Source organism: Sphingomonas sp. (assembly GCF_036388215.1).
Classification (GTDB): Bacteria; Pseudomonadota; Alphaproteobacteria; order Sphingomonadales; family Sphingomonadaceae; genus Sphingomonas.
Window position 1 is genome coordinate 124,187 of sequence record NZ_DASVSH010000016.1, and the last position, 24,827, is coordinate 149,013.

The window sequence follows — 24,827 nt, forward strand, 5'->3', positions numbered from 1 at the left end:
ATCCCCTCACAGCGCCCGGAAACGGAAGTCGTGAAAGCGCGCCTCGCCCTCCCCGGCCGAGTAGAGCCCAGGCCGCAGCATCAGGAATCCGCCGCGGACATTGTGGTGGTAGCCAGACACTTCCATCCCCCGGTCGAAACGCTTCCAGGTCGCCCCGCCGTCGCCGCTGGTGTGGAAAGAGACGATATGGCGGTTGTTGGTCACGCGCATCCGCATTCGCCTGCCGTACGGGTTGGCCGGGCGGCCGCGCTCGATTCCATATTGATGCGTGACGAAGCGCTTCTCGTCGAAGCCGAGCCCGCAATAGAGCCTCTCGTCATAAAAGAGCAGCAGCCCCGCGACGCCGCCCGGAGCAATCTCGATGTCGCATTCGAACTGATAGGCCTGATCGCCCGCGGTCAGCAGCAAGGGCGAAGAGCCGCTCGGCGCAGCGCCACTCGCCTTGAGCAGCAGCGCCCCACCCTCGGTCCGCGCACGCATTGCTTCATCGGGGGCGGGCTTGAAGAAATTCCACTTGCTGCCCAGTTGGAGCGGGCGGCTGAAATCGTCGGACAAGGGCTGGCCGTGGGGGAGCGCGTTTCCGCCCCTGGGCTTGCGGATGGGCTGCGACAAGTCGCCGCCCTTCATCCGGAACCAGCCGTCGCGCGTCCACTCCACGGGATCGAGCAATGTCTGGCGGCCCAGCGTCCAATAGCCGTTCTCGAAACCGTGATAGATGGACCACCAGCTACCATCGGGCGCCTCGACCAGGCTGGCATGCCCGCGAGACCACCATTTCTCGTCCAGGCTCGTCGTGCGCACCAGCGGATTGGCCGGGCATTGCTCCCAGGGGCCGTGGATCGACCTGGAGCGCGCGGCGATCACCATGTGCCCGGTGGGCGGACCGGCAGTGCCGCCCACCGCGGTGATCATGTAGAAATAGTCGCCATGGCGGTGGATCTTGGGTCCTTCGGGCGAGAAGCCCTCCACTTCCCAATCGTCCGGATAGCGCCACGGGTCGTAGACATGCCCCACCGGCCCCAGGGTCGAAAGCCCGTCCGCCGAAAGGCGAATGCGATCGCCCCCCGAAAGGAAAAGCCAGCGCGAGCCGTCCTCGCCCACCGCATGGCAGGGATCAATATGGGCAGGCATCTTCAAGTCGATCGGATCGCTCCACGGCCCGTCGATATGATCGGCCCAGATCACGAAGATCGAGTTCGGCTTCGACTTGACCGGGATGTACAGAAAATAGCGCCCGTCATGCTTTTCGAGGCTCACGGCCCAGACCGCGCCGATATTCCTGCGCAACGCCGCCTTTCGCGGCTGCCAGTTCACCAGATCGCGCGAATGCCAGATCGTCAGCCCCGGATAGGAATCGAAGCTCGAAAAGGTCATGTAATAATCTTGGCCGTCCTTCAGGATGGCGGGATCGGCCTTGTCACCCGAGATCAGCGGATTGAGGAACTTGCCGTTGCCCAGGTCCGGCACGCGCTGATTATCGAATCCGCGCCGCCAAGCTGGAGCCTTGGCCGGCGCCAGGGCGCTGGCAGGGCCCGCCGGGAGCGACGCCGCCGCCGTCCCCGCGATCGTGGCTGTGAATGCTTCCCGCCGCGAAAAAGTCATATGCGTTCGCCTGATCCCTTCGCGGACATGGCATGTCCGTGCCATTCAGCCCCCGCCGGGCGCCTTGGAGCCGCTCGGGCGAGTCTCTCTGGGCGTTGTGTCCCGTGCAGTGCCTGTCTTCCAGTCGATGCGATAGAGATCGAAGCGGCGGTCCGCCAGATTGCGCACGGTGCCTTCCGCGCGTGCCCAGGTAAGATCCGCGAGATTCACGTCCGCGATCGTCAGCGTCTCGATGTTCTCGCTAGCCTCGGCGGCGATCCCGTCGCGCGCGAACGGGAAATCGCAAGGCGTAAGAATGCAGGACTGGGCATATTGCACATCCATATTGTCCACACCGGGCAGGTTGCCGACATTACCCGATAGCACGACGAAACACTGGTTCTCGATCGCGCGCGCCTGGGCGCAATAGCGCACGCGCATATATCCCTGCCGATTGTCAGTGCAAAAGGGCACGAAGATGATCCGCGCTCCTTCGTCCACCAGCCGGCGCGCGAGTTCCGGGAATTCGCTGTCGTAGCAGATAAGCACGCCGATGGGTCCGATGTCGGTCTGAATCACATCGACCGAGCTGCCGCCCCTGATCTTCCACCAATAGGCTTCGTTGGGGGTGGGGTGGATCTTCTCCTGCGCATGCACCGATCCGTCGCGCAGGCAGACATAGGCGACGTTCTGGATGCTGCCGTCGTCCGTCCGCGTCGGATGCGATCCGCCCACGATGTTGATGTTGTAGCGTAGCGCCATGCGGGAAAGCTCGGCCACGATGGGCGCGCGGTGCTCGGTCATCCGGTCGATCGCGGCCATCGGCGACAGCGTCTCGGATTCGAATGAGAGCAGCGACATGGTGAAGAGCTCGGGGAATACCACGAAGTCCGCGCGATAATCGGCGGCAACATCGACGAAATATTCCACGTTCTGGACGAATTCGTCGAAGTTCTTCACTGCACGCGCCTGGAGCTGAACCGTCGCCAAGCGCACGCTTTCGACATCCCGCGGCACCCGGAATGCGGGCGGCTCATTGGGATCCACATAGGGGTTGCGCCACACCATGTGCGCCGCGAAACCGTCGGATGCCTTGTCCAGGGGCAGGTATCTGTGAAGCACGCCGATCGGAGTGAAGCCATTGGCCAGCTGGAACCCGATCACCTGGTCGCGGAACTCGCCTTCCCGCACTCGTGCGAGATACGCTTCCGGGCCATCCACCTTGGATTTAACGCGTGCATAGCCGGGCATGCGGCCGCCGAACACGATACCCCGCAGTTCCAGCCGCTCCGCCAGCGCCCGACGCGCCTCGTAGAGCCGCTTGCCGATGCGGAGGCCCCTTCGGCGCTCATCGACCGCCATCTCTATGCCATAGAGCCAGTCTCCGGTCGGGTCGTGGCGGCTGCCAAAGCCATTGCCGGTGATCGTCGCCCAATCATGCGGCGCCAGTGCCACCGCCTCGTCGATGCGTGAGGAAGCGCAATAGCCGACGACCGTCCCTTCGAAGACGGCGACGAACTGGCCCTGCGGGAAATTGTTGATCTGGCCGCTGATCTGGCCCGTGCTGTAATTCTCGACGCCGGGATAGGCCCGGCTGATCAACGCCAGGATCCCGGGGGCGTCGCTCGGCACGGCGACGCGGACCTCAAGCGTGGCTGGACTCTTTCTGGGCACTTCACGCTCCTGCTTCATGCTTGGATTTTCCGGCCGGGCGATAATGCCTGGCGGCCGCTAATGGCAGCAGCGGCAAATCCTCGACAAAGTTTGTTTGGTCCACGCGACGGGCCGTGGCAATCGGCTCGTCCAAAAGAATGCTGCGCCGCAGCAACGAACCCTGCTCGTGCGCGTTCTATTTCTGTCCGGCCGCTCGGGGGCTTCTGGCCGAAGGAGATATCATGAGATCGATTTCGAATACGATCGGCCGTCTGGCCGCGCTTCGCGCCCACCGCTCGCGCCAAAGCCCACCGGCCGCGGCCGGCGGCCTGACCGAGCTGCGGGACTTCGGATCGAATCCGGGCGCGCTGGACGCCTGGTATTACGTGCCGAAATCGGCCTCGGCCGGCGCGCCGCTTGTCGTGGTGCTCCACGGCTGCACGCAAAATGCCGCAGGCTACAATAGCGGCTCGGGGTGGTCGCAGCTCGCCGACGAATATGGCTTCGCCTTGCTGTTTCCGGAGCAGCGTCGGGCGAACAACATGAACCTTTGCTTCAACTGGTACGAGCCGGGAGACGGCAGGCGTGGTGAAGGCGAGCCCCTGTCGATCATCCAGATGGTCGAAGCCATGATGGATCGTCACGCCATCGATCCGGCCCGGATCTATGTGAACGGCCTGTCCGCAGGCGGTGCGATGACATCCGTCATGCTGGCGACTTATCCCGACGTGTTCGCAGGCGGAGCCATAATCGCCGGGCTCGCATTCGATACGGCAACCAGCGTGCCCCAGGCTTTCGATCGCATGCGCGGACATGGCGGCCCCGCGGACAAGGCACTCGCGGCTTCGGTCCGAGCGGCGTCGCAGCATTCAGGCCCGTGGCCGACTATCTCCATCTGGCACGGCACGTCGGACCATATCGTAGTCCCATCCAACGCAGACGCGATTCTGGCTCAGTGGCGGGCGCTTCACGGCGTCGCCGCAGAGCCTGACGTGGTGGATAAGGTCGATGGCTACCCTCGCCGTGCCTGGCTCGATGCGAAGGGACGCACAGTCATCGAAAGCTACCTCATAACGGGGATGGGCCACGGAACGCCGCTCTCGAGCCATGGCGAAGCCGGCTACGGGCAAAGCGGCGCTCACATGCTGGAAGTTGCCATTTCATCGACACGCCACATCGCGCAGTTCTGGGGCTTGACGGAGAGCGCACGACGCGCGGATCCGGCCGCAATGAAAGAAGTGGTTATCCCTCGTCGCATCGAACCGGCGGCGGCCAACGACTACGAACCCGAACCGAACCCCGCCCCGGACGGCGTCAAGAAGGTCATCGAGGATGCGCTGCGGGCAGCCGGCCTGATGCGCTGAGGGCCGCGCGGCAGCCGAGCCGGGCGGCTCAGCGAGCTTTTGCAGGCTTCGAATAGGGCACGAACTTGCCGAGCATCACGAAGCCTCTGGGAAACTGGCTGCCGCGATCGACCAGGTGAACCACGTCGTGGCTGCAGACCTGCGACCCGAAGGTTCGGGTCACCAGGATATCGTCGTCGCGCAGGCGGGCGGCGTTGTCCGGCGTGTTGACGTAGAGCCGGCTGCCCACGCGATACACGAGCGCCTTCCCGTCGATGACGGTCACGTTGGTTGCACTCCCCTGACCGATGCAGGAAACCGGCATACCCGCAGAACGTCCGGCGAGCAGCTTCTGCAACTCGGCGTCTGGATCGTCCCGGGTGGTTGCGATGGCGGGCGTCGCAAGAAATGCGGCGCCGAGGAGCAGCGAGTGGATGATGTTGAGCATGGATGCTGCTTAACACGGCCGGCCTGAACCGCAGCTTACAAAAACGGAACTGGGGCATGCAAATGGACTGCATTCCACCATAATTTCGGGATGCATGAGCGGTCCCGGCGGTGGCAGGCGCGGGGGCTTTCAGGGGTTCGGGCATCCCGGCCGCGAAGGCGGGCGCGGGCGGCGGATGTTCGATGGGGGCGAGCTCCGCCTGATCCTGCTCAAGCTGATCGAAGAACAACCGCGCCGCGGATAGATCTGATCCGCGAAATCGAAGAGCGGACCGGCGGAGGCTATGCCCCCAGCCCGGGCGTCGTCTACCCCACGCTGACATGCTCGGCGACATGGCCCATATCGCGGAGCAGAAGGCCGACGGCGCCAAGAAGCGCTTTGCTATCACCGATGCCGGCGCCGCACACTTGGCAGAACATGCCGAGCAAGTCGCCGCGCTGTTCGAACGACTGGCGCAGCTCGCGTCGCATCAGGCGCGTACGGATGGCGGCCCGGTCCGCCGCGCCATGGGCAATCTGCGCGCAGTGCTGCAGAACCGCCTGGCTGCCAACGGCGTGGATGCCGCCACCCTGCACGATGTTGCCGGGATCCTCGACGAAGCGGCGCAGAAGATCGAGCGGCTGGCATGACGATCGTAACGGTGACCGCGCGGGCCCTGGTGCCGACAGGAAGCGCGGGCAAATACCTTCAGCAATTGTGCAAGCATTGGAGCCACAATCTCCAGGTCGAGTTCACGCCCGAGAACGGGACGGTCACCTTCCCCCCGCGACGCGCGCGGGGGGGAATGGCCCGGCGACGCGGTGGTGACCTTCAATGTGGCGGAAGGCGGGCTGGAAATCCGGATCGATGCGACTTCGGACGGGCAACTCGAAGGACTGAAGGGCGCGGTCGCCCGCCATCTCGACCGCTTCGCCTTCCGGGAGGCGCCCCTCGCGTTCGACTGGAGCTAGCGCCTGTTTCGCTGGGGGAACGCTATGCGGCTAGCGGCTGGTGGAGCTGAGGGGAATCGAACCCCTGACCTCTGCAGTGCGATTGTAGTCAAGATTGCATAAACTATTGATATAATGCATTTTAATTTGAACTATCGCCGCTTGTGCATGGGTTTGCGCATTAAATCGGCGAATGCGCCACGGCGATGGTTGCCCACTGATCAATCGCTTTGTATCGGCCGGCACACGCATGGTATGACCATGGGCGGCCAGGGGATTTTCCATAACATGCATGACGCACGGCAGGTCGCCAATTTCCTTCTTGATCATGCAGATAGCCGCGGCATCAAGCTCACCAATATGGAAGTCCTCAAGCATATCTATTTTGCACATGGATGGCATTTGGCTTCGCGCGGTGAACCACTAATTTCAAACCGTGTCGAGGCCTGGGAACACGGTCCCGTCATTCGCGCCGTCTACGATGCTTTCAAAAGCTTTGGGTCTGGTCCGATTATGTCGAGGGCCGCCATCCTCGACTGGGAAACTGGCGAGCTAACCGAAGCGCGAGGTGATTTTTGCGCGGAAACCACAAGCCTGCTCCGGTCGACCCTTGACTACTATTCGGGGTACGGCGCCTTTGAATTATCCGCGATCACCCACGAACCCGGTGGGCCGTGGCATCAGGTGTGGAATGCGCCCGATGGGAAGGTGAAATTGAATATGGAAATTTCAAACTCACTTATCCACCGACATTTTACATGTCTCTCCAGCGGCGCAAGCATCCAATAGCCAACAGCAGTTGCAGCGACATCATATTGCGCGGTAATATAGGCAATGGCACTCCCCATTCCCCCGCTCCAAGATGTCGTTCGGCTTACTGGACCTGACGTTTCGTCGACCGTCATCAATTATAAAAGGCATCTCGAAGGCAGCGGTCCGGTATGGGGATATGACCCTGCCAAGCGGCAAGCACGCGCTGTCTTCAGCTTGGAAATGACGCGAGAAGCAGCTGTGCGAGCTTGCGGCCAACGCGGCCACCAAGCTGGACGCCCGCACAACGAAGAGGTCGGCGGCCTAATTTGGGATGCCGCGAATGAGCGCGGGAAGTTCATGTGCCATGCCCTTCCGCCACGATTGCTGAACCTGCGATCCGACATCGCGATAAAGGTAGACCCTCAGTTCTTCTTCATCGAACGCGGTAAGCCGGTCATATTTTATCTTCAGCCCAGGCGGGGTCATGTGCCGGGCGGACAAGGTTTGCACGTCATCTCCAGTGCGATCCATTCGTTGTTTGCGATGGACGACCTCGACAATGGTGATCTCATGCTGCTCGATCTCAGTCGGCCTCTGGGATGTGATGAGCGCGTATGTGCGACCTACAGCTTCGACGATTTGCCGCCATTGCCGACGGAAGAGACCGAGCAGTTCTTTCAGAGATTTGTCGATGCCTACGACATTCTTTCTAAGGCAGGCGTTAAGGAGAAGGCGAAGCGTCCGCGTCCGCCAGCCGATCGAGGCGACGATCTTTTTCCACCTCCAGCTGAATGAAGTTCGTAGCGGCTCGCGCTAGATGCTGACCTTTGTGGTCAGGCCCGAGGTGATCCGCGCGTAAAGCTCAGCGGGCTCGAACTTCATTGCTCGGGCGAGCGCATAGAACTCCAGAATGTCTACACGGCGCTCACCGCGTTCAATGTTGCTGATGAACGACTGATCTTTGCCGACCAACTCGCCGAGCGTGGACTGATGCAGGCCAATCTCTAGCCGCACTTTGCGCAGCTCCGCCACCATCTGGTGGTATGCCTCAGAATGGATCGCGCCTGCCACGCGGCTTGGCCTATATGCGAAAAGGACATATGCAGTTTTCTCATGCAGCATGAGGGAATGCTTGATGACTTTCGCCAGCAGAGCCGCACTTTTCTGCTTCCTGGTCGCCGCTGGATGCTCGACGGATAAACCTAGCGAAGACCGGGCGCTCCTGGAGGAGCTGAGAGAGCGCGAGGGCACCGCCATGCAGCGCGTCACGCTTTGCCACGACACGGGGAAAGTCGAGGAACTTATCGGCGCAGCTACGAAGACCGGCGACGGAGAGAAGAACAGCGAGGCCGTAGACCAATTCACAAGCGGATTTTATGGCCGCAACAACGGGTGTTGGCAGTTCCGTGGCGGCCCCTTTGGCCTGATAAAGGTCTTTTCTAAGACGGCTACCGTGCTAGCGAATTCGTCGATGGCCCATATGTATGATGTGGAGGTATCCTGTCCTGACAAGGTCTCTGGCGTCGGTAGCACGGCCTACTATTGCCAAGGCGGTAAGGGCCGAGGGATCGTTTTCGTAAGTGCCACGGGAGAAGGCGCTTCCGAGCCCTCAAGCCGCTCGCAATCCACAACCGCCGCTCAGCCCGCCGCAGAGGCTGAAGAAACCCAGCTAGTGAATGGCCTTAGCGACCGGATTGCGAAACGAGCGCCAGGCTTGGGAACCGATGGCTTTTACCTGAACTATCTAGTCGAGGCCAACGACTGGCGGTTCGTTGGGCCAAGCGCTGACCAACGCTGGTACGTTGCGCGAGACAAAGTAACACGTGCCACTTCTGGCGCCGTCATATTCCCGTTCTTATCGGTTTCTGGAAATGTGCTGTACTACCTTCGCGTGGACTGCACATCACGGGAAGCCAGGTCGATCGCGGCGTTTGAACGATGGAAGCCGGTCGAAGGCCTAGCTGCCAAGGTGTATCCGCCAAGCAGTGGCTTAGGATCGGTGATTGATCAGGTATGCACCGGTCGGATGAATGACAGCACCGGACATCGGCTGCCATTCGATCCGCAGGTGACGCAGTTCCCCTCGCAGGCACCCGATATAACGTCTGGAGAAGAGCAACGTAGGTTAGATGAGGAAGCGGGCGCGAGTAGGCCCAATTAGGCCGCTAGCTCGTCGAGCCAGAACTCGCATTCGTCGATGAGATCGTATGGGTTACCAATGGGTTTGCCCGGGATGGCATAGCCACGAAATACCATATCGATCATGGTTGCGATGGTCTTCGTGCGCAACGGTGCCGCGAGAGGATCGGGCCCGTAGAATGCCACATGCGCGTCTTCGTGCGCGCGTAGCCATTCGAACGTGTTGTGATGCATCAATATCATTGAGCCTTCGGTGTCTACGTCGGAGCTTCCCTTGCTTCCAGCACAGATGTGCCTGATCTGAAGCTTGGAGCCGAACGCGCTCTCTGCGACCCGCAGGCCTACTGATCCATTGGCCAGCCCAGACGACACAGCTTTCAACTCACAGAATTCTGACACCGATAGATTGCGGTGTGCGTTCTCGATCTCGGCCACGTTGGTGCTGTGAACGGCCCACAAACGATCGCTAAGCGTGTGCCCGACGATCATCCCGTTTTTGGCCGCAGATACGAACGGGCTGGCGCTGTCGAAACTGATTTGAATATTCGGGTTGATGTTTGCACGGATAGCTCGCTGGACCACTGTCAGCAGAACCCCGACCTCCAGCGTCGAAACCCCCAGTACGTGAAGCCACCCGCATTTTGCGAGCAATCCATCTGCATGCATGTCTAGCAGCCGACGAAGCGTCAGGCTGAAGGCCTTCTGGTGTCCGCCAGCCAGTGCCCAGCCGTCAAACGGATAGTGCTTGACCGCATGGTACCAGAAGCGGCTCTCAGCCTCGTTGCGGCCTTGCAGCACGTTTAAGAACCTCGTGGCGCCTGGCGCGAGCTCCCCCACAAACAGGTCGTTGTTAATCCGCGTCTGCGTGACGCAGGCGTTATAGTCCCTTGAGAGACCGTTCGCGCGGCTCATACCGTCCAGGTCGTGACCCTCTGCGATCAGTCGCTCGCTATGAGGTTTCATGTTGCCCAACGAAATGCCGCCCGTCGGAAAATCAAGGATCATTGACCAGTCGGCTGTACGTTCGAGCCACCTCATCATCCGGCGCGTAGTGGTGGCTCCACGAAACTCGATACTGTTGCCCTGAACTTGGAAGCCGCCACTGTCCCCGAGAATGATCGTGGAGCTTCGATCCCGCATCGACACTATGTTGGGCGGAGGCGCCGTAGCCTCTGTCTTTACGTCCTGGCCTGCGCTGTAGAGCGCGTAAGGGTACCGGAAAAACCGGTTATTAGGGTCGAGGAAATTCAAGTCCTGTGCTGTGACAGGCACCTGTCGCTGGAAATTCCCCGAGTGGGCAAACACTCCGAAGCCTGCGGAAATGGCGGGTAGATAGACCGCTCGGTTCGCGGTGTGCAGATTTGATAAGGCAGCGCTCATAACGCGAGCCGTGCTTACCGCCGCCCCTTGAAGTCAAGAATATTGCGTCCGCAGCTGAGCAGATGCCAGAACGAGCAAAGTTTAGCCGCTAAACAAAATCGCGCATCCAAGGATCAAAGATGTCTTCCCTCGACCTCCGCACCAATTCCCTCGACAGCCAGTTGCAAGAAATCGGAACTGCCTTCGGTGCCGTGGCGGCCCACGCTTCCGACTATGAACAGCATCAGTACGACGGGGCTGAAAAGCTCCATGTAGCGCTTGGTGAGCTGTTTTCATTCGGCGAGGCGCTGCGAGCTCAACCGAAGGCCGACGGAATATCGCTCATGGAGGCGTTTATCGTTGGACGTTCGGGAACTTGGAATAAGGTCACTCGGGAGAACCCCTACAACGCACTCGTCAAACTGGCGTTCACGACCAAACTCTCGGCTGCGTCGTTCTCACAGTACGCAACTGTATTGCGCTATGCGCACCATAGCCGCGTGGAACCCTCGGCCCTAGCCAGGTGGCTCCAGGAGGGCGGCATAAAGGGGCGGTATAGCCAAGCTTCGGCTGCGCGCAGTGAGGTGAGGCAGTCACTCCGCAGCAAAGCGAAGCTGACGCGGCTTGAACTGGCCAAGCAGCTACTTTCGGAAAGCGCAGCCTCGGAACCCGTCGCGATGCCGGTGCCTGTCAAGGAAGGTTTCGCAACCGTCCTAGTGCGCATCGACGCGCACAATAACGCAGAGATCATCGACTTGATTGAGGCGGACGAAGCAGCCCTAAGCCCGATCCTTCTCCGATATGCACCCCAGACGGGGGTTGTTGATGACTTGCTCGCAGCCAAGCCGCTAGGGCGCCTTCATAGGGCTATCGAACTGATTGCGATGCTCAGCCCCAAGGGGAGTAAGCGCGCACCGCGCCTCATAGCGATCACGAACCTCACTGACCGTGGGCAAAACGTCTGCCGAGTTGAAGCGGCTTGCAAAGCCTATTCTTATCCATGGGCCGCTACCACGCTAGCGGACCACGTACCGATGCTGCCCGTCGGCCAAACCCTAACCCTAGACGAGGCCGCAATCGCTTGCTTCGTTGCCGAATTTCAGAACCATGACGGCTGGCAGATTACCAAGGCAGACGACGGCTGGGAAATTGAGGCCGAACAATTCCGGGGCATGATCCCTATTCGACCGCTCGAAAGCAACCATGGTCTCAACGTCGCACTGGCCACGGAGCCAGGCCAGAAGGATTTTGCGCTAAGCCCGACACGAGCGATGTCGATAAAGAAGTTCATCGATGCCCGGAGGCAGGATCATGATCGACGAGCCTCCAAGCAAAAGCTCGGGCGGTCTTTTCCAAATCGAGTTGGTGTCGATGCCGACCCGCAGCAAAATCGACTTTGGATTGACGGTAATCGGACAGCCGCCACGGAGTTCGTCGATGCCACCGGGAGTTCTTTGCTTAGCAAACCGGCATGGTTCTCGGTGCGGGATATCGAGGCGCTGATGAGCGTCTTAACACGGCTCGACATCGAGGTTCGCGGCTGGTTTGGCGACACCGATATTGCCGACGCCCAGCTCAATATCATCATTTACCTTCCGACCTCGGGATCGGAGGCCGATATCGGATACATCACCATTCCGACCGTGATCAGTGCGAAAGGCGAATATGCGCCATCGTGTGTGCCGCTAGTTGGACTGTCAGGACCAACACGGTGACCGCCTAGCCTTCGACCGTACGCACCAGCGTCAAGGCGTCTTCTAGAGCGCTCTCGATCTCATGTAGGTTCAGCTGAACCTGAATTTCCTCATGTCCCGTCAGGTTCAACACAAGTCGCATTATAGCTCGTGAGTTAAGCGCTAGCGCAAGGAGGTGCGGGCTGCTGGGACATTTTCGTCCACTCAGCCAATCTCGAGCCGTGTGATCCGAAACGCTCGTCCAGCCCATGATCGTTTTGGATGCCCGGCGACTTCCGCCCCAGCTCGTATTGCAACGCCTCGGCGATGAGATTGGCCAACTGACTATCCGAAATCGGAAATCGTGATTTCGGAACTCGAGTTCCGCTTTTAGGAACCATGGTTCTGCCTCTTTTGCATTAAGTGGCTATTCGCAGCGGCTTATGCCGCCGAGCCATTTTGAGGCCGGCGATGGTAATAAATTGGATGCATACAGGCGGGACCGACGCCTCTTCAGACGCCCCGAGAATTCGGGCGGCAGAGTATGTGCGCATGTCCACCGAGCATCAAAAATATTCGACCGACAATCAATCGGAGGCCATTCAGCGATACGCCGACCAGCGTGGCTATGAGATCGTACGCACCTACGCGGATGAGGGGAAAAGCGGCCTCAACTTGGGAGGCAGGTTGGCACTTCAGCGCCTTTTGAACGATGTCGAAAATGGCCGCGCAGACTTCAACGCGCTGATCGTTTACGACGTAAGCCGTTGGGGCCGGTTCCAAGACCCTGACGAAGCTGCCACATATGAACTACGCTGCAGGCGTGCCGGGGTGCAGGTGCACTATTGCGCGGAGCAGTTCGAGAACGATGGCAGCATCGGGTCATCGATCATAAAGACCGTGAAGCGGGCGATGGCGGGCGAATATAGCCGAGAGCTCTCGGTCAAGGTGTTCGCCGGGCAAGCTAATCTGATCCGACTTGGATACCGTCAGGGAGGTGCTGCGGGCTTCGGATTGCGTCGCATGCTGGTCGATCAGTCGGGCACGACCAAGGGGTTGCTTGATCGTGGCGAGCACAAAAGCATTGCCACCGACCGCGTCATCCTGGTCCCTGGTCCCAATGCCGAGATCGAGATCGTTCGCGACGTCTACCGACTGTTTGTCGAGGATGGTTTGTCCGAGCGCCAGATTGCCGATGAACTCAATCGGCGTGGCATAGCGACGGACTTGAACCGCGCTTGGACGCGGGGCTCAGTCCACCAGATGCTGATCAATGAGAAGTATATCGGCAATAACGTCTGGGGCCGGACCTCCTTCAAGCTCAAAAGCTCGCACGTGCAGAACGCGCCACAGGATTGGGTGCGCTCAGATGGTGCATTTTCCGGCATCGTCACGGCTGAACTTTTTGACCGTGCCCAAACTATCATCGCGGCGCGTTCCGACCGCCTTAGCGATGAACGCATGCTGGAGCTGCTTGCGCAGATATTGGAAAGCCGTGGCTACCTTTCCGGGCTTATCATCGACGAGGTTGACGATTGTCCGTCGAGCAGCGCCTTCCGATCCAGGTTCGGTAGCCTGCTTCGAGCCTATGCCCTGGTCGGCTTCTCGCCCGACCATGACTATCGATATCTCGAAACCAACCGAAAGCTACGAGCGCTGCACCCCGCAATCATCGATACAGTACTGCGTGGCATAGAAGCAGCGGGTGGTACGGCAAGCCAGGACCCGGCAACCGATCAGTTGTCCATCAATCAAGAATTCACGGCCTCGATCGTGATTGTTCGGTGCTTCCAAACTGCAGCCGGATCGCTGCGGTGGAAGCTGCGTCTCGACACTGAATTGAAAGCCGACATCACGGTCGCGGTGCGGATGGACACCTCGAACGAGCAAGCGCACGACTATTATCTGCTACCGCGCCTGGACATGCGCGACGCGGTGCTCCGCCTCGCAGAATATAATGGGCTCTCGCTCGACGCTTATCGGTTCGACACCCTAAATACCTTCTATCGGATGGCAGCCCGCATTCCGCTGCGGACAGCGGCCTGATGTCGGCCCTTCCCTCTCAGCGCGTCGAGATGATCCCTGTTGATCGTATCACGGTGGTCAATCCGCGCGTCCGCAACAAGAAGTCGTTCAAGGAGATTGTCGATAACATCGCCCAGCTTGGCCTCAAAAAGCCGATCACCGTATCTCGGCGGATGGAGGCCGGCGGTCCCTTCTACGATCTCGTTTGTGGGCAAGGGCGGCTGGAGGCGTATAAGTCTCTGGGGCAGCATGAGGTGCCCGCGCTTGTTGTAACTGCGGATTCCGAGGATTGCCTGATCGCAAGCCTGGTCGAGAACTGTGCGCGACGGCAGCATCGTGCGCTCGATCTCCTTCAGGACATTCGCGGCATGCAGGAGCGCGGCCACTCCTCGTCAGAAATCGCGCGAAAGACCGGCCTCACGCTCGAATACGTTCATGGCGTTGCGCGGCTCATCGAGAAGGGCGAACAACGCCTCCTGCGATCTGTTGAAAGTGGCATTATCCCTGTCAGCGTTGCGGTTGAGATCGCGGAGGCTGAAGACCACGATGTTCAAGCTGCCCTATCGAATGCCTACGAACGCGGCCTGCTTAAGGGCCGGAAGCTAATTGCCGCCAAGCGGCTAATCGAGCTTCGACGACGACGCGGTAAGGGTCTGGCCACGGTCGAAACTAAATCCCGCGAGAGGGTTTCTGCAGACGCGCTGGTGAAGGCGTATCGAGAGGATACTGATCGAAAGCGAGCGCTGATCCGCCGGACGGAAACTACCAGAAACAGACTTCTGTTTATTTCCGAAGCGCTTCGCCGATTGACGCGCGATGAGCAATTTTTGGGGCTGCTAGAAGACGAAGGTCTAGCAACGATGCCCGAAAACATCGGCGCGCGGCTCAAACCTGGCGAGGGGATGCTGCAATGAGGTCGTCGAAGAATGCACCTCCCGTTGCGCTAGCATTTGAGCGAGCAACTTTGCGCATTTCGATCAGCGATATAGCGCCTTTGAGAGAGGTGCCGACTAACGTTCGCAAGTCCGTCAAATATGGTCAGATCGCGGCGTCGATTGCTGAGGTGGGGATTATCGAGCCTCCGGTCGTGGCGCGGGATAGTGTTGATACAGGCCGCTACCATTTGCTCGATGGACATTTGCGGATTGATATTCTCCGGGAACGCGGCGACGCCGAGGTGATCTGCCTCGTCGCTACCGAAGATGAGGCCTTCACCTACAATCGGCGCGTGAGCCGGATCGCGATCATTCAGGAACACAAAATGATCCTGAATGCGGTCAAGAAAGGCGTTCCGGAGGAGCGCTTAGCCCGCGCGCTGAATGTCGATATTGCGAGCATCCGCAAGAAGCGGAATCTGCTTGTTGGCATCTGCCCCGAAGCAGCGGACCTGCTTAGAGACAAGCACGTTCCACTAAACGCATTCGTCGACCTGCGGCGCTTGAAGCCCATGAGGCAAATCGTCGCCGCCGAGATGATGATAGCGATGAACCGATACTCGACATCATATGTGCGGTCGATTGTCGCGGGCACACCTGACGATCAATTGGTGGAGGGCCGTCGCAAGGTCGTTCGGGGCCTGACGGACGAGCAAATCTCGTTGATGGGACGGGAATCCGAAGCGCTGGACCGAGAGTTCAAGCTGATCGAACAGTCCTATGGTGCGGATCACCTGGATCTGGTTCTAGCCACCGGATACGTGCAGCGGCTGTTAGGAAATGTTCGAGTGGTCCGGCATCTCGCTAAGCATCATGCCGATCTGCTCAGTGAATTTCAGAAAATAGCTGAGCTTCAGAGGGCCGCATGATCAGGCCCCGATGCACTTTGGTACATAGCCGCCATGAACTTACCTAAATCAGTCTGCCTGATCGTCAAGGAACTGCAGGCGATCGCAAAGAAAATAGATACCAAGCAGAGTGGTGATCACAATCTGAGACAGGACGAAGAAAAAAATCCAAATCCCGACCGCCTTGATCACCGGTTTTAGATGTAATTCCGCTTGAACAAGCGAGATTGATAAATCCCCGTCAAGCCACTGCGGCGGCCCGACTAATCTAAAGCCATAAAGCCCTATCAGCAAACTGACCGAGGCAAACGAGAGAAATCCAAATAGATAACATACGAACTGACGATGGGTCAGAATGTGATCCACAATAACGCCAGATTTTTTCTTCCTCTTCATGGTAGCCGGCTCACCTTTCAGAGGGTCATCAAGGCCCGGCCGATCAAATGTCGCCACTGCAGCCAAAGCTGCGATAAAAAATGCGATGAGCAGATTGAGGAGGTTGATGACCCCCGGAATTAAACCGGTTTCAGAATACAGTCTGAGCGGAAGCGAAAAATACAGCACCGCCGCTGCGCATATCGTCGCCAAAATTGCGGGAAGCACAAAATCGTAAGTGAGTTTTGACGTAAACCAGCCGTTACCCTGAGCTATCTGGAGGTAGCGTAAGGGAGAACCTAGCTGGCTTGCGGCCCACCGCACGTTACCAAAGGCTTTCGTTGGTTAGCTCGGCCAACATCTTAGATGATATTTCCGGGCTAATTTGCGCATAGCAAGTTTCGAGGAGCGCTGTAAATCCAGTCAGCCTGCGTGAGCGCGCGTACAACGTGTCCATGGCGTCCGCCTTCTCCAACAAGAAGCGGGGTGAGGCGGTAGTGTCGCCTGGAAGACTGTTTATGCGGAATTGAATTTCGTCATAGTTGTGGGCCTTCGCCCAGCCCGTGACCTCCTTTATATAATCCATCGCGGAATCCTTGGCGACCTTCTTGGTATGGATGGTCAGCTTCTCTTTTACGGAATTCAGGACTTCGGGGTTTCCCGGCCCGGCATAAGAGGGTTCGGTCTTAATCAATGTGATTTCCGAAAGGACACCGTCGTTCAGGTCTTTCTGCAGGGTTTCCGAGGGGATTTTGTTAATCCCCAACCGCAACTTGTAAGGCCTTTGCTCAATGACGGTTTTTTTGCCTCGCTTCAGAGGCTTGTCATACACATAAGCTGGATCGCCCTCGGTGGCGGCATCAGTGAGCGCATCGAGATAGCGTTGAACAAGGGTGCTCGACACACCTTGCATGCGCTCAAAACAGGCACGGTGCTGACCTTTGCTGTCGGCCACAGTGGCGATGGTCATATGAGCTGACCAACCTTGAACCTGATCGCCCTTCGGCGCCACGTTTTCGACCGTTTGAGCAATGGGGTTGATGAAGCTTGGATGAGCGACGTCAGGATCGCCACGGTTGATAAGGAATGTGCAATGTTTCTTATCCGCAGTAACCTGGATATCCGCGATGAATATGCACTTCTTGGGGTCTGCGCTTGCGGTTGATGGCACGATGTTTCCATCAGAATCGAGGTGAGCGAAGGCCTTCTTGCTAACGAACGCATCGTTGAGAATTTGGAAAATCTGATCGAATGTGACCGTTATCCCCGCATCCTTCGGAGCGGCGTGAGGGCTCACACGCCACAAAAACACTCGCCGTTCTGTTTTCAAAGCAACCATTCAGATCCCTCCTGGTCGCAGCTTATCATGCCTACGTGGGAAGACAACGAGCACGCGCTCGGTCACGCAGGTAATCAAAGGTTCGCCGGCGAGAGGAGAGCGCATTTAATGTTAGCGGAAAGGGAGCGTCTGCTCCGTTCTCCGTGCTGCTGAGCTCGCGGATGCATTTAGAAATTAAAGTGTCTCCGACAAGTATGCCGCATCAAGACACCTGAGGAAGACGCGACGCATGTCGCCTTATGGTTGACGGATCCTCCAAAAGACACATCGTAACCTTGGTCTCGATCCAACCAAGACGGAGGCCGATATGATTGTGGGGTATGCTCGGGTCAGCAGCGCAGGCCAGAGCTTGGACGTACAGGAAGCGGTCCTCGCGGAGGCCGGGTGCGAGAAAACGTTCAGCGAGAAGCAGAGCGGGACGAGCACCAAAAGCCGTCAGGCCCTTACCGCCGCGCTCGATTTTGTACGCGAGGGGGATACCTTTACGGTCACCAGGCTCGATCGACTTGCCCGCTCCGTATTGGATTTGCACCAAATCGTTGAGCGATTGTCTGCCAAGGGCTGCGGTTTGCGGGTTGTGCAGCAAGCTGGCGTGGACACCACAAGCAGCACAGGCAAGCTGACGCTAGCGGTTCTCGCCGCCGTCGCTGAATTTGAAACTGAAATTCGCAAGGAGCGCCAGCGCGACGGCATCGCTCGGGCAAAAGAGGCTGGTGTTTACAAGGGGCGCCGCGCGACTATTCCGGTCGATCGTGTCCGGGAAATGCACGCTGGGGGCATGCGACCGGTCGATATCGCTCGGGAGATGGGTATTGGGCGTGCCAGCGTTTATCGCCTCCTGCCTCCTCCATCCTAAAAAGCGCCTTGGCGAAAGATTGCGGATCGGTAAATTCGCCCGATGCTCCCACTTGCGCCAATCTCGATCCTCCCTGTCCTACGGGAGCTCAGCCCGGACAGTCTGGGTGAACGTTTCCGCCCAACCGCGTGGAAGAAGCACAGTCTTCCCTACGTGGATGAGCTAACCGAGCGTTTCTCCCGCAATGAATTTACCCGTGCGGATGTGAAACAAGCGTTCCGAGAAGATGTTCGTAAAGGCGTCGTGTTCTCGCTGGTGTGGGGCTTCCCAAATGGCTTTATAAACCCAAAACGACCGGCCGATCTGAGAAATGCTTGGCCTCATATCGACAAGCTCGTCGATAAAGTAAGATCGCTGCAAGGGCGCCCGGGCGATTGCACGCCCACGGAGATTATCAAGGCGCTGAATACACCAATCAGTGGGATTGCGACATCATCCACGTCGAAGATTGCCTATTTTGCGGGCATCCAAGCGACATCTGGACGGTGCCTAATCTACGACAGCCAGGTCATAAAAGCGATTGTCAGCGAGACTTTCGCTGAACTTTATTCTCTCAGAATTCAGTTGGTACGGCAAAGGGACGAAACGCTGCCCTTCGGCAAGAAAGTTCAAAGCGTAAATCAAGTCACCACGTACCTCGACTATATTTCCGGCATAAACTCGCTGTGCCGGAAGCTGGAACGACGCTTCGAACCCGATCAGGTTGAAGAAGTCCTTTTCGCCGCTGGAAGGGCGATCAAAATTCCGGAAATCGACGGGGACGGTGAGGAAGTTTAGCCGCTAAATTTTTAAAGCCCTCGAGAATATTGCGATGCTGACCCCGGAGGCTGCATAAATATGCGGTAACCTGCTGCAACAGGCGATGAGAGCGGGAGGGCATTGGCATAGTTTGATTTTCACGACTTTCCCTGTGCGCTGATTACCTCTCGCGCGCCGTTGCCCCGGGTGTTGCAGCACCCGGGGCATTTCTTTTTGAGAGGTAATTTTCGTGAACATTTCTAACCTGCCAAGCGGCAATACCGCACTGGATCAACTCGCTCGCATCGACATCGAGATGGAATCTGCTCGTCTTGCACGCCGGCTTCGCATCGTCCGCCATCCTGAGTTGGAGGGTCTTGGGACAGCGTATCAGTTCTCCAACGCGGTGCATGCTGCGAACGGCCGTGCAACGCATATGCCCGATGACCAAATTCCAACCGTGCAACGGGTGGCTTTGCACGGTGCCAGTAAGGCCGATGCAGACGCCAACGCCCATCGTGCAACGACCCCTGAAACCCGCAGACAGCTAAGCGCGGACGACATTCTAGCTCGTATCGGTTGTACGGCCCCGGCGCGTCAAACCGTGCAACCATTATTAGATAAGAAGACTGAGAATAATGGTTGCACGCCGGGTTCGCAGAACCCCAGCGCCACGCTCGTTGCAACACCAGATAACTCTTTTGCTTCGCCTCCACCGGCTCGCGCTGCTCTCCAAGAGAATGAGGCCTGCACGGCTCCGGTTCCACCTTCGTCCGTGCAGGAAGGAAATGGTCAGGCTGATGCGGATGGGGATGGGGATGCCGGAGGCCCGCTACTGAAGGTGGCCCTCGGCTACTGTCGATGTGACTTCTTTGACAACGGCGTACCAGCACAGAAGTCCAGCGCACGGAAACGCCGTAGCCGCGCCCGCTTCAAGGTGAACGCCCACCTTGGAGTCAGCGCAAAGAATTTTGCCAAGTTCAGCATTGCATTCCTGTCCCAGCCGCGCTTCTTCAAACGAAGCGCCCCAGCTGGCCATGACGCATTCTATGAGAATGTCTTTGGCGCGTTCGCGGATATGCGCCTGGCGGTGAAGGCCGACGGCATGGATATGGCAATACCAGTCGCGATTGCGCATCTGAAAGATGCGAACAATCACGTCGTGCCGAAGGCCGCCGCGCTTCTGTGGCAAGAGACGGGCGCACCAGTGGAAATAGCGCTGTTCCTTGGCGGCTCGGTTTTCAACCTTTCGCTGAACCACATCCCCAAAGGCGCAGCAAAATGCCCGGCCCTCAAATGGTTTGGCTACTGGAAGCCGGGAAAATAATTCCTCCACCGCAAAGGGAGATCTGGACCCTTTCTTCTGGTCTGAGGGCCGGGGAATTAAATCAAGTCTTCGGTCGCTCTCTGGCGCAGCGGCATTACCGATTTCCATTGTTGTTAACCGCAATGGAGAATTGCATGTCCGTCCTGAAGAACCTCAAGCTTTCCGCCGCCGGACCCGCGCGCGTGTCCGATCCCAAGCTCACGGCGCGTTCGAAACTGCTGCGTTATCTCAACGAGCAAAAGGCCGCCGCGCAGGCCGATGTCGAGGGTCGTCCCTATAACGCGACCAAGATCGTTTTTCGCAACGGCGAGAACGGCCAGCGCGTCCGCGCAGAAGCGCCGCGCCACGTGCGTCGCGGCTGGTTCAAGGATGCGGCGGGAACGCTGTTCTTCCAGGCGCGATATGGCAGCAAGCCGCTCGAACTGAGCAAGGGCATGACCTGCATCGAAGTCGGCAGGCTCGATGCGCTGCCGAGCATGATCGACACGCTGATCCAAGCAACTGATGCCGGCGAGCTGGACGAGGCGCTAGCGGCGGCGAGCGCCGAGCGGAAGGCGAACTTCAAGCCGCGCGCCAAGAAGGGCGGCTGATGCCCACTGATTTGAGGCGGGCAGCGACAATTGCCCGCCTCAATGAGGAGTTTCGCTTCACCGGCAGGGGCGGCCAGATGTTCATGACGGCGGGTGTGGCGGCGCTGCCGCCGGCAACACAGCGGCTCATCATGGACACGGTGCAAATGCCGGGAGAATTCGGCCCCGACAACGACCCATATTTCGAGGGTGACTTCCAGGCCATGACGGTCCACGGGCACCGCATCTTCTGGAAGATCGATTATTATCCGCCCGACGACGATCCATCCCGCGATCCCGACCCAGCCGATCCCGCCGCTGTGAAGCGCGTGCTGACCATCATGCTTGCGGAGGAATATTGATGCGACGCTACGATGCCCGCGATATCACGGAGCAGCACTTTCGCGCGCTGCGCGTGCTGCTCGTCACGGGACAAGCAGACGCTCATATTGTCGTCCGAAGCCGCCGCCCCTGGCCGCCGCTGGTTTCGCTTTCACCAAGTCAGCCCGCCGGCGAGGTAACTGGAGACGCGATCAATTAAGCGCGCTGCCAAACACCTGCAGCGATACCCGTTTCAGAAATCCACGGACCGAGGTAGCCCTTAACGCGCCCTCACAAGCGCGTTACCTCGTTGTGTCTGCCCAGCTACCGCACCATTCCGCTTCGCGTCCCACTAGCGTGACGTTCCTCACAAGCGCGCCGCTCCCATTTCCAGGACAAGACGCATCGATACCATTGGGGGCTGGCGGCCGCGGTTAGATCGTGACAACGGAAGCGCGTGAGGCGCACGGCTGAAGCCGAACGAGCAGGCCGGCCCTTTTCCCCGTTAAGATTGCTTGCCGACTGCAAATCGGCCAGAAACGGGGGAGCAAGGACATTCTGATCGCAACAAGGGGGCGGCCGCTTGCTTCATCGGAAGTGGCGGATCCCGCACCGAAAAGGACTGGGTTTGGGGTAATGGTGGCGACAGAGAGCGATATTGAAAGGGATTTGATCGCCAAACTTACCGAGCTCAAATATGAATACCGTCCCGATATCCGTGATCGCTTGACGCTGGAACGAAACTTCCGTGAAAGGTTTGAGGCTCTAAATCGGGTAAAATTATCCAGTAGCGAATTTCAGCGGCTGCTCGAACAGATCGTGACGCCCGACGTTTTTGCTGCTGCGCATACGCTGCGAGAATATAATAGCTTTCTGCGCGATGACGGCACACCGTTCAACTTCACGCTGGTTAATACCCGGGACTGGTGCAAAAATACCTTTGAGGTCATCAACCAGCTTCGCATCAACACCGATAACAGCCATCATCGCTATGATGTGATCCTACTCATCAATGGCGTCCCCGTCGTTCAGCTAGAGTTGAAAACCCTTCAAGTCAGCCCGAGAAGGGCGATGCAGCAGATTGTTGAGTATAAGAACGAGCCTGGCAATGGCTATGGCCGAACCTTGCTGTGCTTCATTCAGCTTTTTGTCGTCAGTAACTACGGTGACACATGGTATTTCGCAAATAACAACACCCGCCATTTCAGTTTCAATGCCGACGAGCGCTTTCTGCCGGTCTATCAATATGCGGCGGAGGACAATCGGAAGATTGTCCACCTGGACGGCTTCGCCGACAAGTTTCTGGCAAAATGCACCTTGGGGCAGATGATCAGCCGCTACATGGTGCGCGTCGCCAGCGAGCAGAAGCTCATGGTGATGCGCCCTTACCAAATTTACGCGGTGAAGGCGATTGTCGAGAGCATTCAGCAGAACTGCGGCAATGGCTATGTCTGGCACACCACGGGCAGCGGCAAGACGTTGACATCGTTCAAGGCCTCAACGCTGCTCAAGGACAACCCGGACATTGAAAAATGCCTATTCGTGGTAGACCGCAAGGACCTCGACCGGCAAACGCGCGAAGAGTTCAACCGCTTTCAGGAAGGCTGCGTCGAGGAAAACACCAACACCGAAACACTGGTGCGCCGCCTGCTGTCTGATGATTATGCCGACAAGGTGATCGTCACCACGATCCAGAAGCTGGGGCTAGCGCTCGATGGCGCACACAAGAAGAACTACAAGGCGCGGCTGGAGCCCCTGCGCAATCAGCGTATGGCGTTCATTTTCGACGAGTGCCACCGGTCGCAGTTTGGTGAGAACCACAAGGCGATCAAGGAGTTTTTCCCAAAGGCGCAGCTGTTCGGCTTCACCGGCACGCCGATTTTCGAGAAGAATGCCAGCTACCAGCAGGTTGAGGGCGAACAGGCGAGTTTCCGCACCACCGACGACCTATTTCAGCGCAGCCTGCACGAATATACGATCACCCATGCGATTGAGGATCGCAATGTCCTCCGCTTCCATATCGATTATTACAAAGCCGAGGGCGAGCGCCTACCGAAACCGGGCGAAGGGCTGAAAAAGGAAAAGGTCGTCGAGACCGTCCTTACGAAGCATGACGCGGCCACGGCTGAGCGGAAGTTCAACGCCATCTTGGCGACGAGTTCGATCAACGAAGCCATCGAATACTTCGATAAGTTCAAGGAAATGCAGGCCAAGCGGCAAGTCGCCGACCCGGACTTTCGTCCGCTCAACATTGCGTGCGTATTCTCGCCACCTGCTGAGGGCAACAAGGATGTGCAGCAAATTCAGGAGGATTTGCCGCAGGAGCAGCTCGATAACAAGCAAGACCCCGAGGCCAAGAAGAAGGCTCTCAAAGCCATCATTGACGATTATAACGAGCAATATGGCACGAACCACAGGGTGGGCGAGTTCGACCTCTATTATCAGGACGTGCAGAAGCGCATCAAGGATCAGCAATTCCCGAATGCTGACCTGCCGCACAGCCAGAAAATCGACATCGTGATCGTGGTCGATATGCTGCTGACCGGGTTCGACTCAAAATTTTTGAATACGCTCTATGTTGACAAAAACCTCAAATATCATGGGCTGATCCAGGCGTTCTCGCGCACCAATCGCGTACTGAACGACACCAAGCCTTACGGCAATATTCTGGATTTCCGCCAGCAGCAGCAGAATGTCGAAGAGGCAATTGCGCTCTTCTCAGGCGAAAAGATCGATCAGGCGCGCGAAATCTGGTTGGTCGATCCCGCGCCCACGGTCATCGACAATCTGCAAGGCGCGGTGAAAAAGCTGGGCGAGTTCATGGCCTCACAGGGCCTCACGGCTGCGCCGGAAGATGTGCCCCATCTGAAAGGTGATGCAGCGCGCAGCCAGTTCGTCACGATGTTCAAAGAGGTGCAACGCCTCAAGACACAGCTCGACCAATATACCGATTTGAGCGACGATCAGCGCGACCAGATCAGCGCGACCGTGCCCGCTGAAACGCTGCAAGGCTTCCGCAGCGCCTATCTTGAGACCGCGCAGCGGCTGAAAGAGCAGCAAGATCGAAAGGGCGACGCCGCCGATCCGCTGGTGCAAATGCTCGATTTCGAGTTCGTGCTCTTCGCCTCGTCAGTCATCGACTATGATTACATCATGGGGCTGATCGCCCGCTACACCCAGCAGCAGCCCGGCAAGCTTAAAATGAACCGCGATCAGTTGATCGGCCTCATTCAGGCTGACGCGAAGTTCATAGATGAGCGCGAGGACATCGCGGAGTATATCCGGGGGCTGGAGGCCAACAAGGCGCTCGATGAAAACGCCATTCGCGCCGGATATGAAAACTTTAAGGAATCCAAGAAGGCACAGGAGTTAACCGCCATCGCGAACGCTCATCAAATTGAGCCAGCCGCGTTCCAAGCCTTTGTCGAAGAAGTGATACGCCGCCGCATTTTTGATGGCGAACGGCTGAACGAACTGCTGGCCCCGCTTGGGTTAGGCTGGAAAGCGCGCACCCAAAAGGAATTAGCGCTAATGGAAGATCTGTCACCGTTGCTGCACAAACTTGCCCAAGGACGCGAGATTTCCGGCCTCAGTGCTTATGAGCAGTGAGGTACGG

At 58.3% G+C, this 24,827-nt stretch carries 22 protein-coding genes and 2 pseudogenes; 17 read left to right on the forward strand and 7 right to left on the reverse strand.

The window, feature by feature from the left end; translation table 11 throughout:
• Positions 1-6: 6 nt before the first annotated feature.
• Together VF617_RS07285 and VF617_RS07290 are read right to left on the reverse strand one after the other, a co-directional pair.
• On the reverse strand, positions 7-1,602 hold the full coding sequence (locus VF617_RS07285) for a family 43 glycosylhydrolase (RefSeq protein ID WP_331014207.1): 1,596 nt from the start codon (positions 1,600-1,602) through the stop codon (positions 7-9).
• A 45-nt stretch (positions 1,603-1,647) separates the two neighbouring features.
• Positions 1,648-3,273, reverse strand: coding sequence for a GNAT family N-acetyltransferase (locus VF617_RS07290; RefSeq protein WP_414713981.1), 1,626 nt, complete (start codon positions 3,271-3,273; stop codon positions 1,648-1,650).
• 95 nt (positions 3,274-3,368) lie between these two features.
• On the opposite strand from VF617_RS07290, the gene VF617_RS07295 reads away from it, so the two are divergent.
• Complete coding sequence (locus tag VF617_RS07295) at positions 3,369-4,598, forward strand: PHB depolymerase family esterase (RefSeq protein ID WP_331014209.1); 1,230 nt, start codon at positions 3,369-3,371, stop codon at positions 4,596-4,598.
• 28 nt (positions 4,599-4,626) lie between these two features.
• On the opposite strand, the gene VF617_RS07300 is transcribed toward VF617_RS07295, so the two are convergent.
• A complete protein-coding gene (locus VF617_RS07300; protein ID WP_331014210.1) occupies positions 4,627-5,025 on the reverse strand; it encodes a hypothetical protein in 399 nt (132 codons plus the stop codon).
• Positions 5,026-5,115: 90 nt separating this feature from the next.
• On the opposite strand from VF617_RS07300, the pseudogene VF617_RS07305 reads away from it, so the two are divergent.
• The 4 genes and pseudogenes from VF617_RS07305 to VF617_RS07320 all read left to right on the forward strand — a co-directional run bounded on the left by VF617_RS07305 (position 5,116) and on the right by VF617_RS07320 (position 7,502).
• Positions 5,116-5,654: pseudogene (locus VF617_RS07305) on the forward strand (PadR family transcriptional regulator).
• Positions 5,651-5,975: pseudogene (locus VF617_RS07310) on the forward strand (DUF2218 domain-containing protein). Before VF617_RS07305 ends, VF617_RS07310 begins: the two co-directional pseudogenes overlap by 4 nt.
• Before the next feature lie 126 nt (positions 5,976-6,101).
• On the forward strand, positions 6,102-6,743 hold the full coding sequence (locus VF617_RS07315) for a Panacea domain-containing protein (RefSeq protein WP_331014211.1): 642 nt from the start codon (positions 6,102-6,104) through the stop codon (positions 6,741-6,743).
• A 45-nt stretch (positions 6,744-6,788) separates the two neighbouring features.
• A complete protein-coding gene (locus VF617_RS07320) occupies positions 6,789-7,502 on the forward strand; it encodes a hypothetical protein (protein WP_331014212.1) in 714 nt (237 codons plus the stop codon).
• 18 nt (positions 7,503-7,520) lie between these two features.
• Here VF617_RS07320 and VF617_RS07325 read toward each other — a convergent pair whose 3' ends face one another.
• The gene (locus VF617_RS07325; protein ID WP_331014213.1) at positions 7,521-7,778 is read right to left on the reverse strand and encodes a helix-turn-helix transcriptional regulator; all 258 of its coding nucleotides are present in this window, start codon (positions 7,776-7,778) and stop codon (positions 7,521-7,523) included.
• A gap of 64 nt (positions 7,779-7,842) precedes the next feature.
• Here VF617_RS07325 and VF617_RS07330 point away from each other — a divergent pair, with 64 nt between their 5' ends.
• Positions 7,843-8,868 (forward strand): hypothetical protein, encoded by a 1,026-nt coding sequence (locus VF617_RS07330; protein WP_331014214.1) that lies wholly within the window; start codon positions 7,843-7,845, stop codon positions 8,866-8,868.
• Here VF617_RS07330 and VF617_RS07335 read toward each other — a convergent pair.
• Complete coding sequence (locus VF617_RS07335) at positions 8,865-9,851, reverse strand: hypothetical protein (protein WP_331014215.1); 987 nt, start codon at positions 9,849-9,851, stop codon at positions 8,865-8,867. The genes VF617_RS07330 and VF617_RS07335 overlap by 4 nt on opposite strands.
• A gap of 494 nt (positions 9,852-10,345) precedes the next feature.
• Here VF617_RS07335 and VF617_RS07340 point away from each other — a divergent pair, with 494 nt between their 5' ends.
• The 4 genes from VF617_RS07340 (at position 10,346) to VF617_RS07355 (ending at position 15,707) form a co-directional block, all read left to right on the forward strand.
• Positions 10,346-11,920, forward strand: a complete 1,575-nt coding sequence (locus tag VF617_RS07340) for a hypothetical protein (protein ID WP_331014216.1) — start codon at positions 10,346-10,348, stop codon at positions 11,918-11,920.
• 444 nt (positions 11,921-12,364) lie between these two features.
• On the forward strand, positions 12,365-13,924 hold the full coding sequence (locus VF617_RS07345) for a recombinase family protein (protein ID WP_331014217.1): 1,560 nt from the start codon (positions 12,365-12,367) through the stop codon (positions 13,922-13,924).
• Positions 13,924-14,817, forward strand: a complete 894-nt coding sequence (locus VF617_RS07350; protein ID WP_331014218.1) for a plasmid partitioning protein RepB C-terminal domain-containing protein — start codon at positions 13,924-13,926, stop codon at positions 14,815-14,817. Before VF617_RS07345 ends, VF617_RS07350 begins: the two co-directional genes overlap by 1 nt.
• 50 nt (positions 14,818-14,867) lie before the next feature.
• Positions 14,868-15,707: a plasmid partitioning protein RepB C-terminal domain-containing protein gene (locus tag VF617_RS07355; RefSeq protein ID WP_331014219.1), complete on the forward strand. Its 840-nt coding sequence runs from the start codon at positions 14,868-14,870 to the stop codon at positions 15,705-15,707.
• 48 nt (positions 15,708-15,755) lie between these two features.
• Here the strand turns inward: VF617_RS07355 and VF617_RS07360 are convergent, their stop codons facing one another.
• Together VF617_RS07360 and VF617_RS07365 are read right to left on the reverse strand one after the other, a co-directional pair.
• A complete protein-coding gene (locus tag VF617_RS07360) occupies positions 15,756-16,385 on the reverse strand; it encodes a hypothetical protein (protein WP_331014220.1) in 630 nt (209 codons plus the stop codon).
• A gap of 1 nt (position 16,386) precedes the next feature.
• The gene (locus VF617_RS07365; protein ID WP_331014221.1) at positions 16,387-17,400 is read right to left on the reverse strand and encodes a hypothetical protein; all 1,014 of its coding nucleotides are present in this window, start codon (positions 17,398-17,400) and stop codon (positions 16,387-16,389) included.
• 307 nt (positions 17,401-17,707) lie between these two features.
• Here VF617_RS07365 and VF617_RS07370 point away from each other — a divergent pair, with 307 nt between their 5' ends.
• The 7 genes from VF617_RS07370 (at position 17,708) to VF617_RS07400 (ending at position 24,820) form a co-directional block, all read left to right on the forward strand.
• A complete protein-coding gene (locus VF617_RS07370) occupies positions 17,708-18,256 on the forward strand; it encodes a recombinase family protein (RefSeq protein ID WP_331014222.1) in 549 nt (182 codons plus the stop codon).
• A 42-nt stretch (positions 18,257-18,298) separates the two neighbouring features.
• The gene (locus VF617_RS07375; RefSeq protein ID WP_331014223.1) at positions 18,299-19,033 is read left to right on the forward strand and encodes a hypothetical protein; all 735 of its coding nucleotides are present in this window, start codon (positions 18,299-18,301) and stop codon (positions 19,031-19,033) included.
• Positions 19,034-19,244: 211 nt separating this feature from the next.
• Positions 19,245-20,321, forward strand: a complete 1,077-nt coding sequence (locus tag VF617_RS07380; RefSeq protein WP_331014224.1) for a hypothetical protein — start codon at positions 19,245-19,247, stop codon at positions 20,319-20,321.
• Positions 20,322-20,455: 134 nt separating this feature from the next.
• Positions 20,456-20,911, forward strand: coding sequence for a hypothetical protein (locus VF617_RS07385; protein ID WP_331014225.1), 456 nt, complete (start codon positions 20,456-20,458; stop codon positions 20,909-20,911).
• A complete protein-coding gene (locus VF617_RS07390; protein ID WP_331014226.1) occupies positions 20,911-21,252 on the forward strand; it encodes a DUF3768 domain-containing protein in 342 nt (113 codons plus the stop codon). Before VF617_RS07385 ends, VF617_RS07390 begins: the two co-directional genes overlap by 1 nt.
• A complete protein-coding gene (locus VF617_RS07395) occupies positions 21,252-21,431 on the forward strand; it encodes a hypothetical protein (protein ID WP_331014227.1) in 180 nt (59 codons plus the stop codon). Before VF617_RS07390 ends, VF617_RS07395 begins: the two co-directional genes overlap by 1 nt.
• Before the next feature lie 416 nt (positions 21,432-21,847).
• Complete coding sequence (locus tag VF617_RS07400) at positions 21,848-24,820, forward strand: type I restriction endonuclease subunit R (protein WP_331014228.1); 2,973 nt, start codon at positions 21,848-21,850, stop codon at positions 24,818-24,820.
• Positions 24,821-24,827 lie beyond the last annotated feature (7 nt).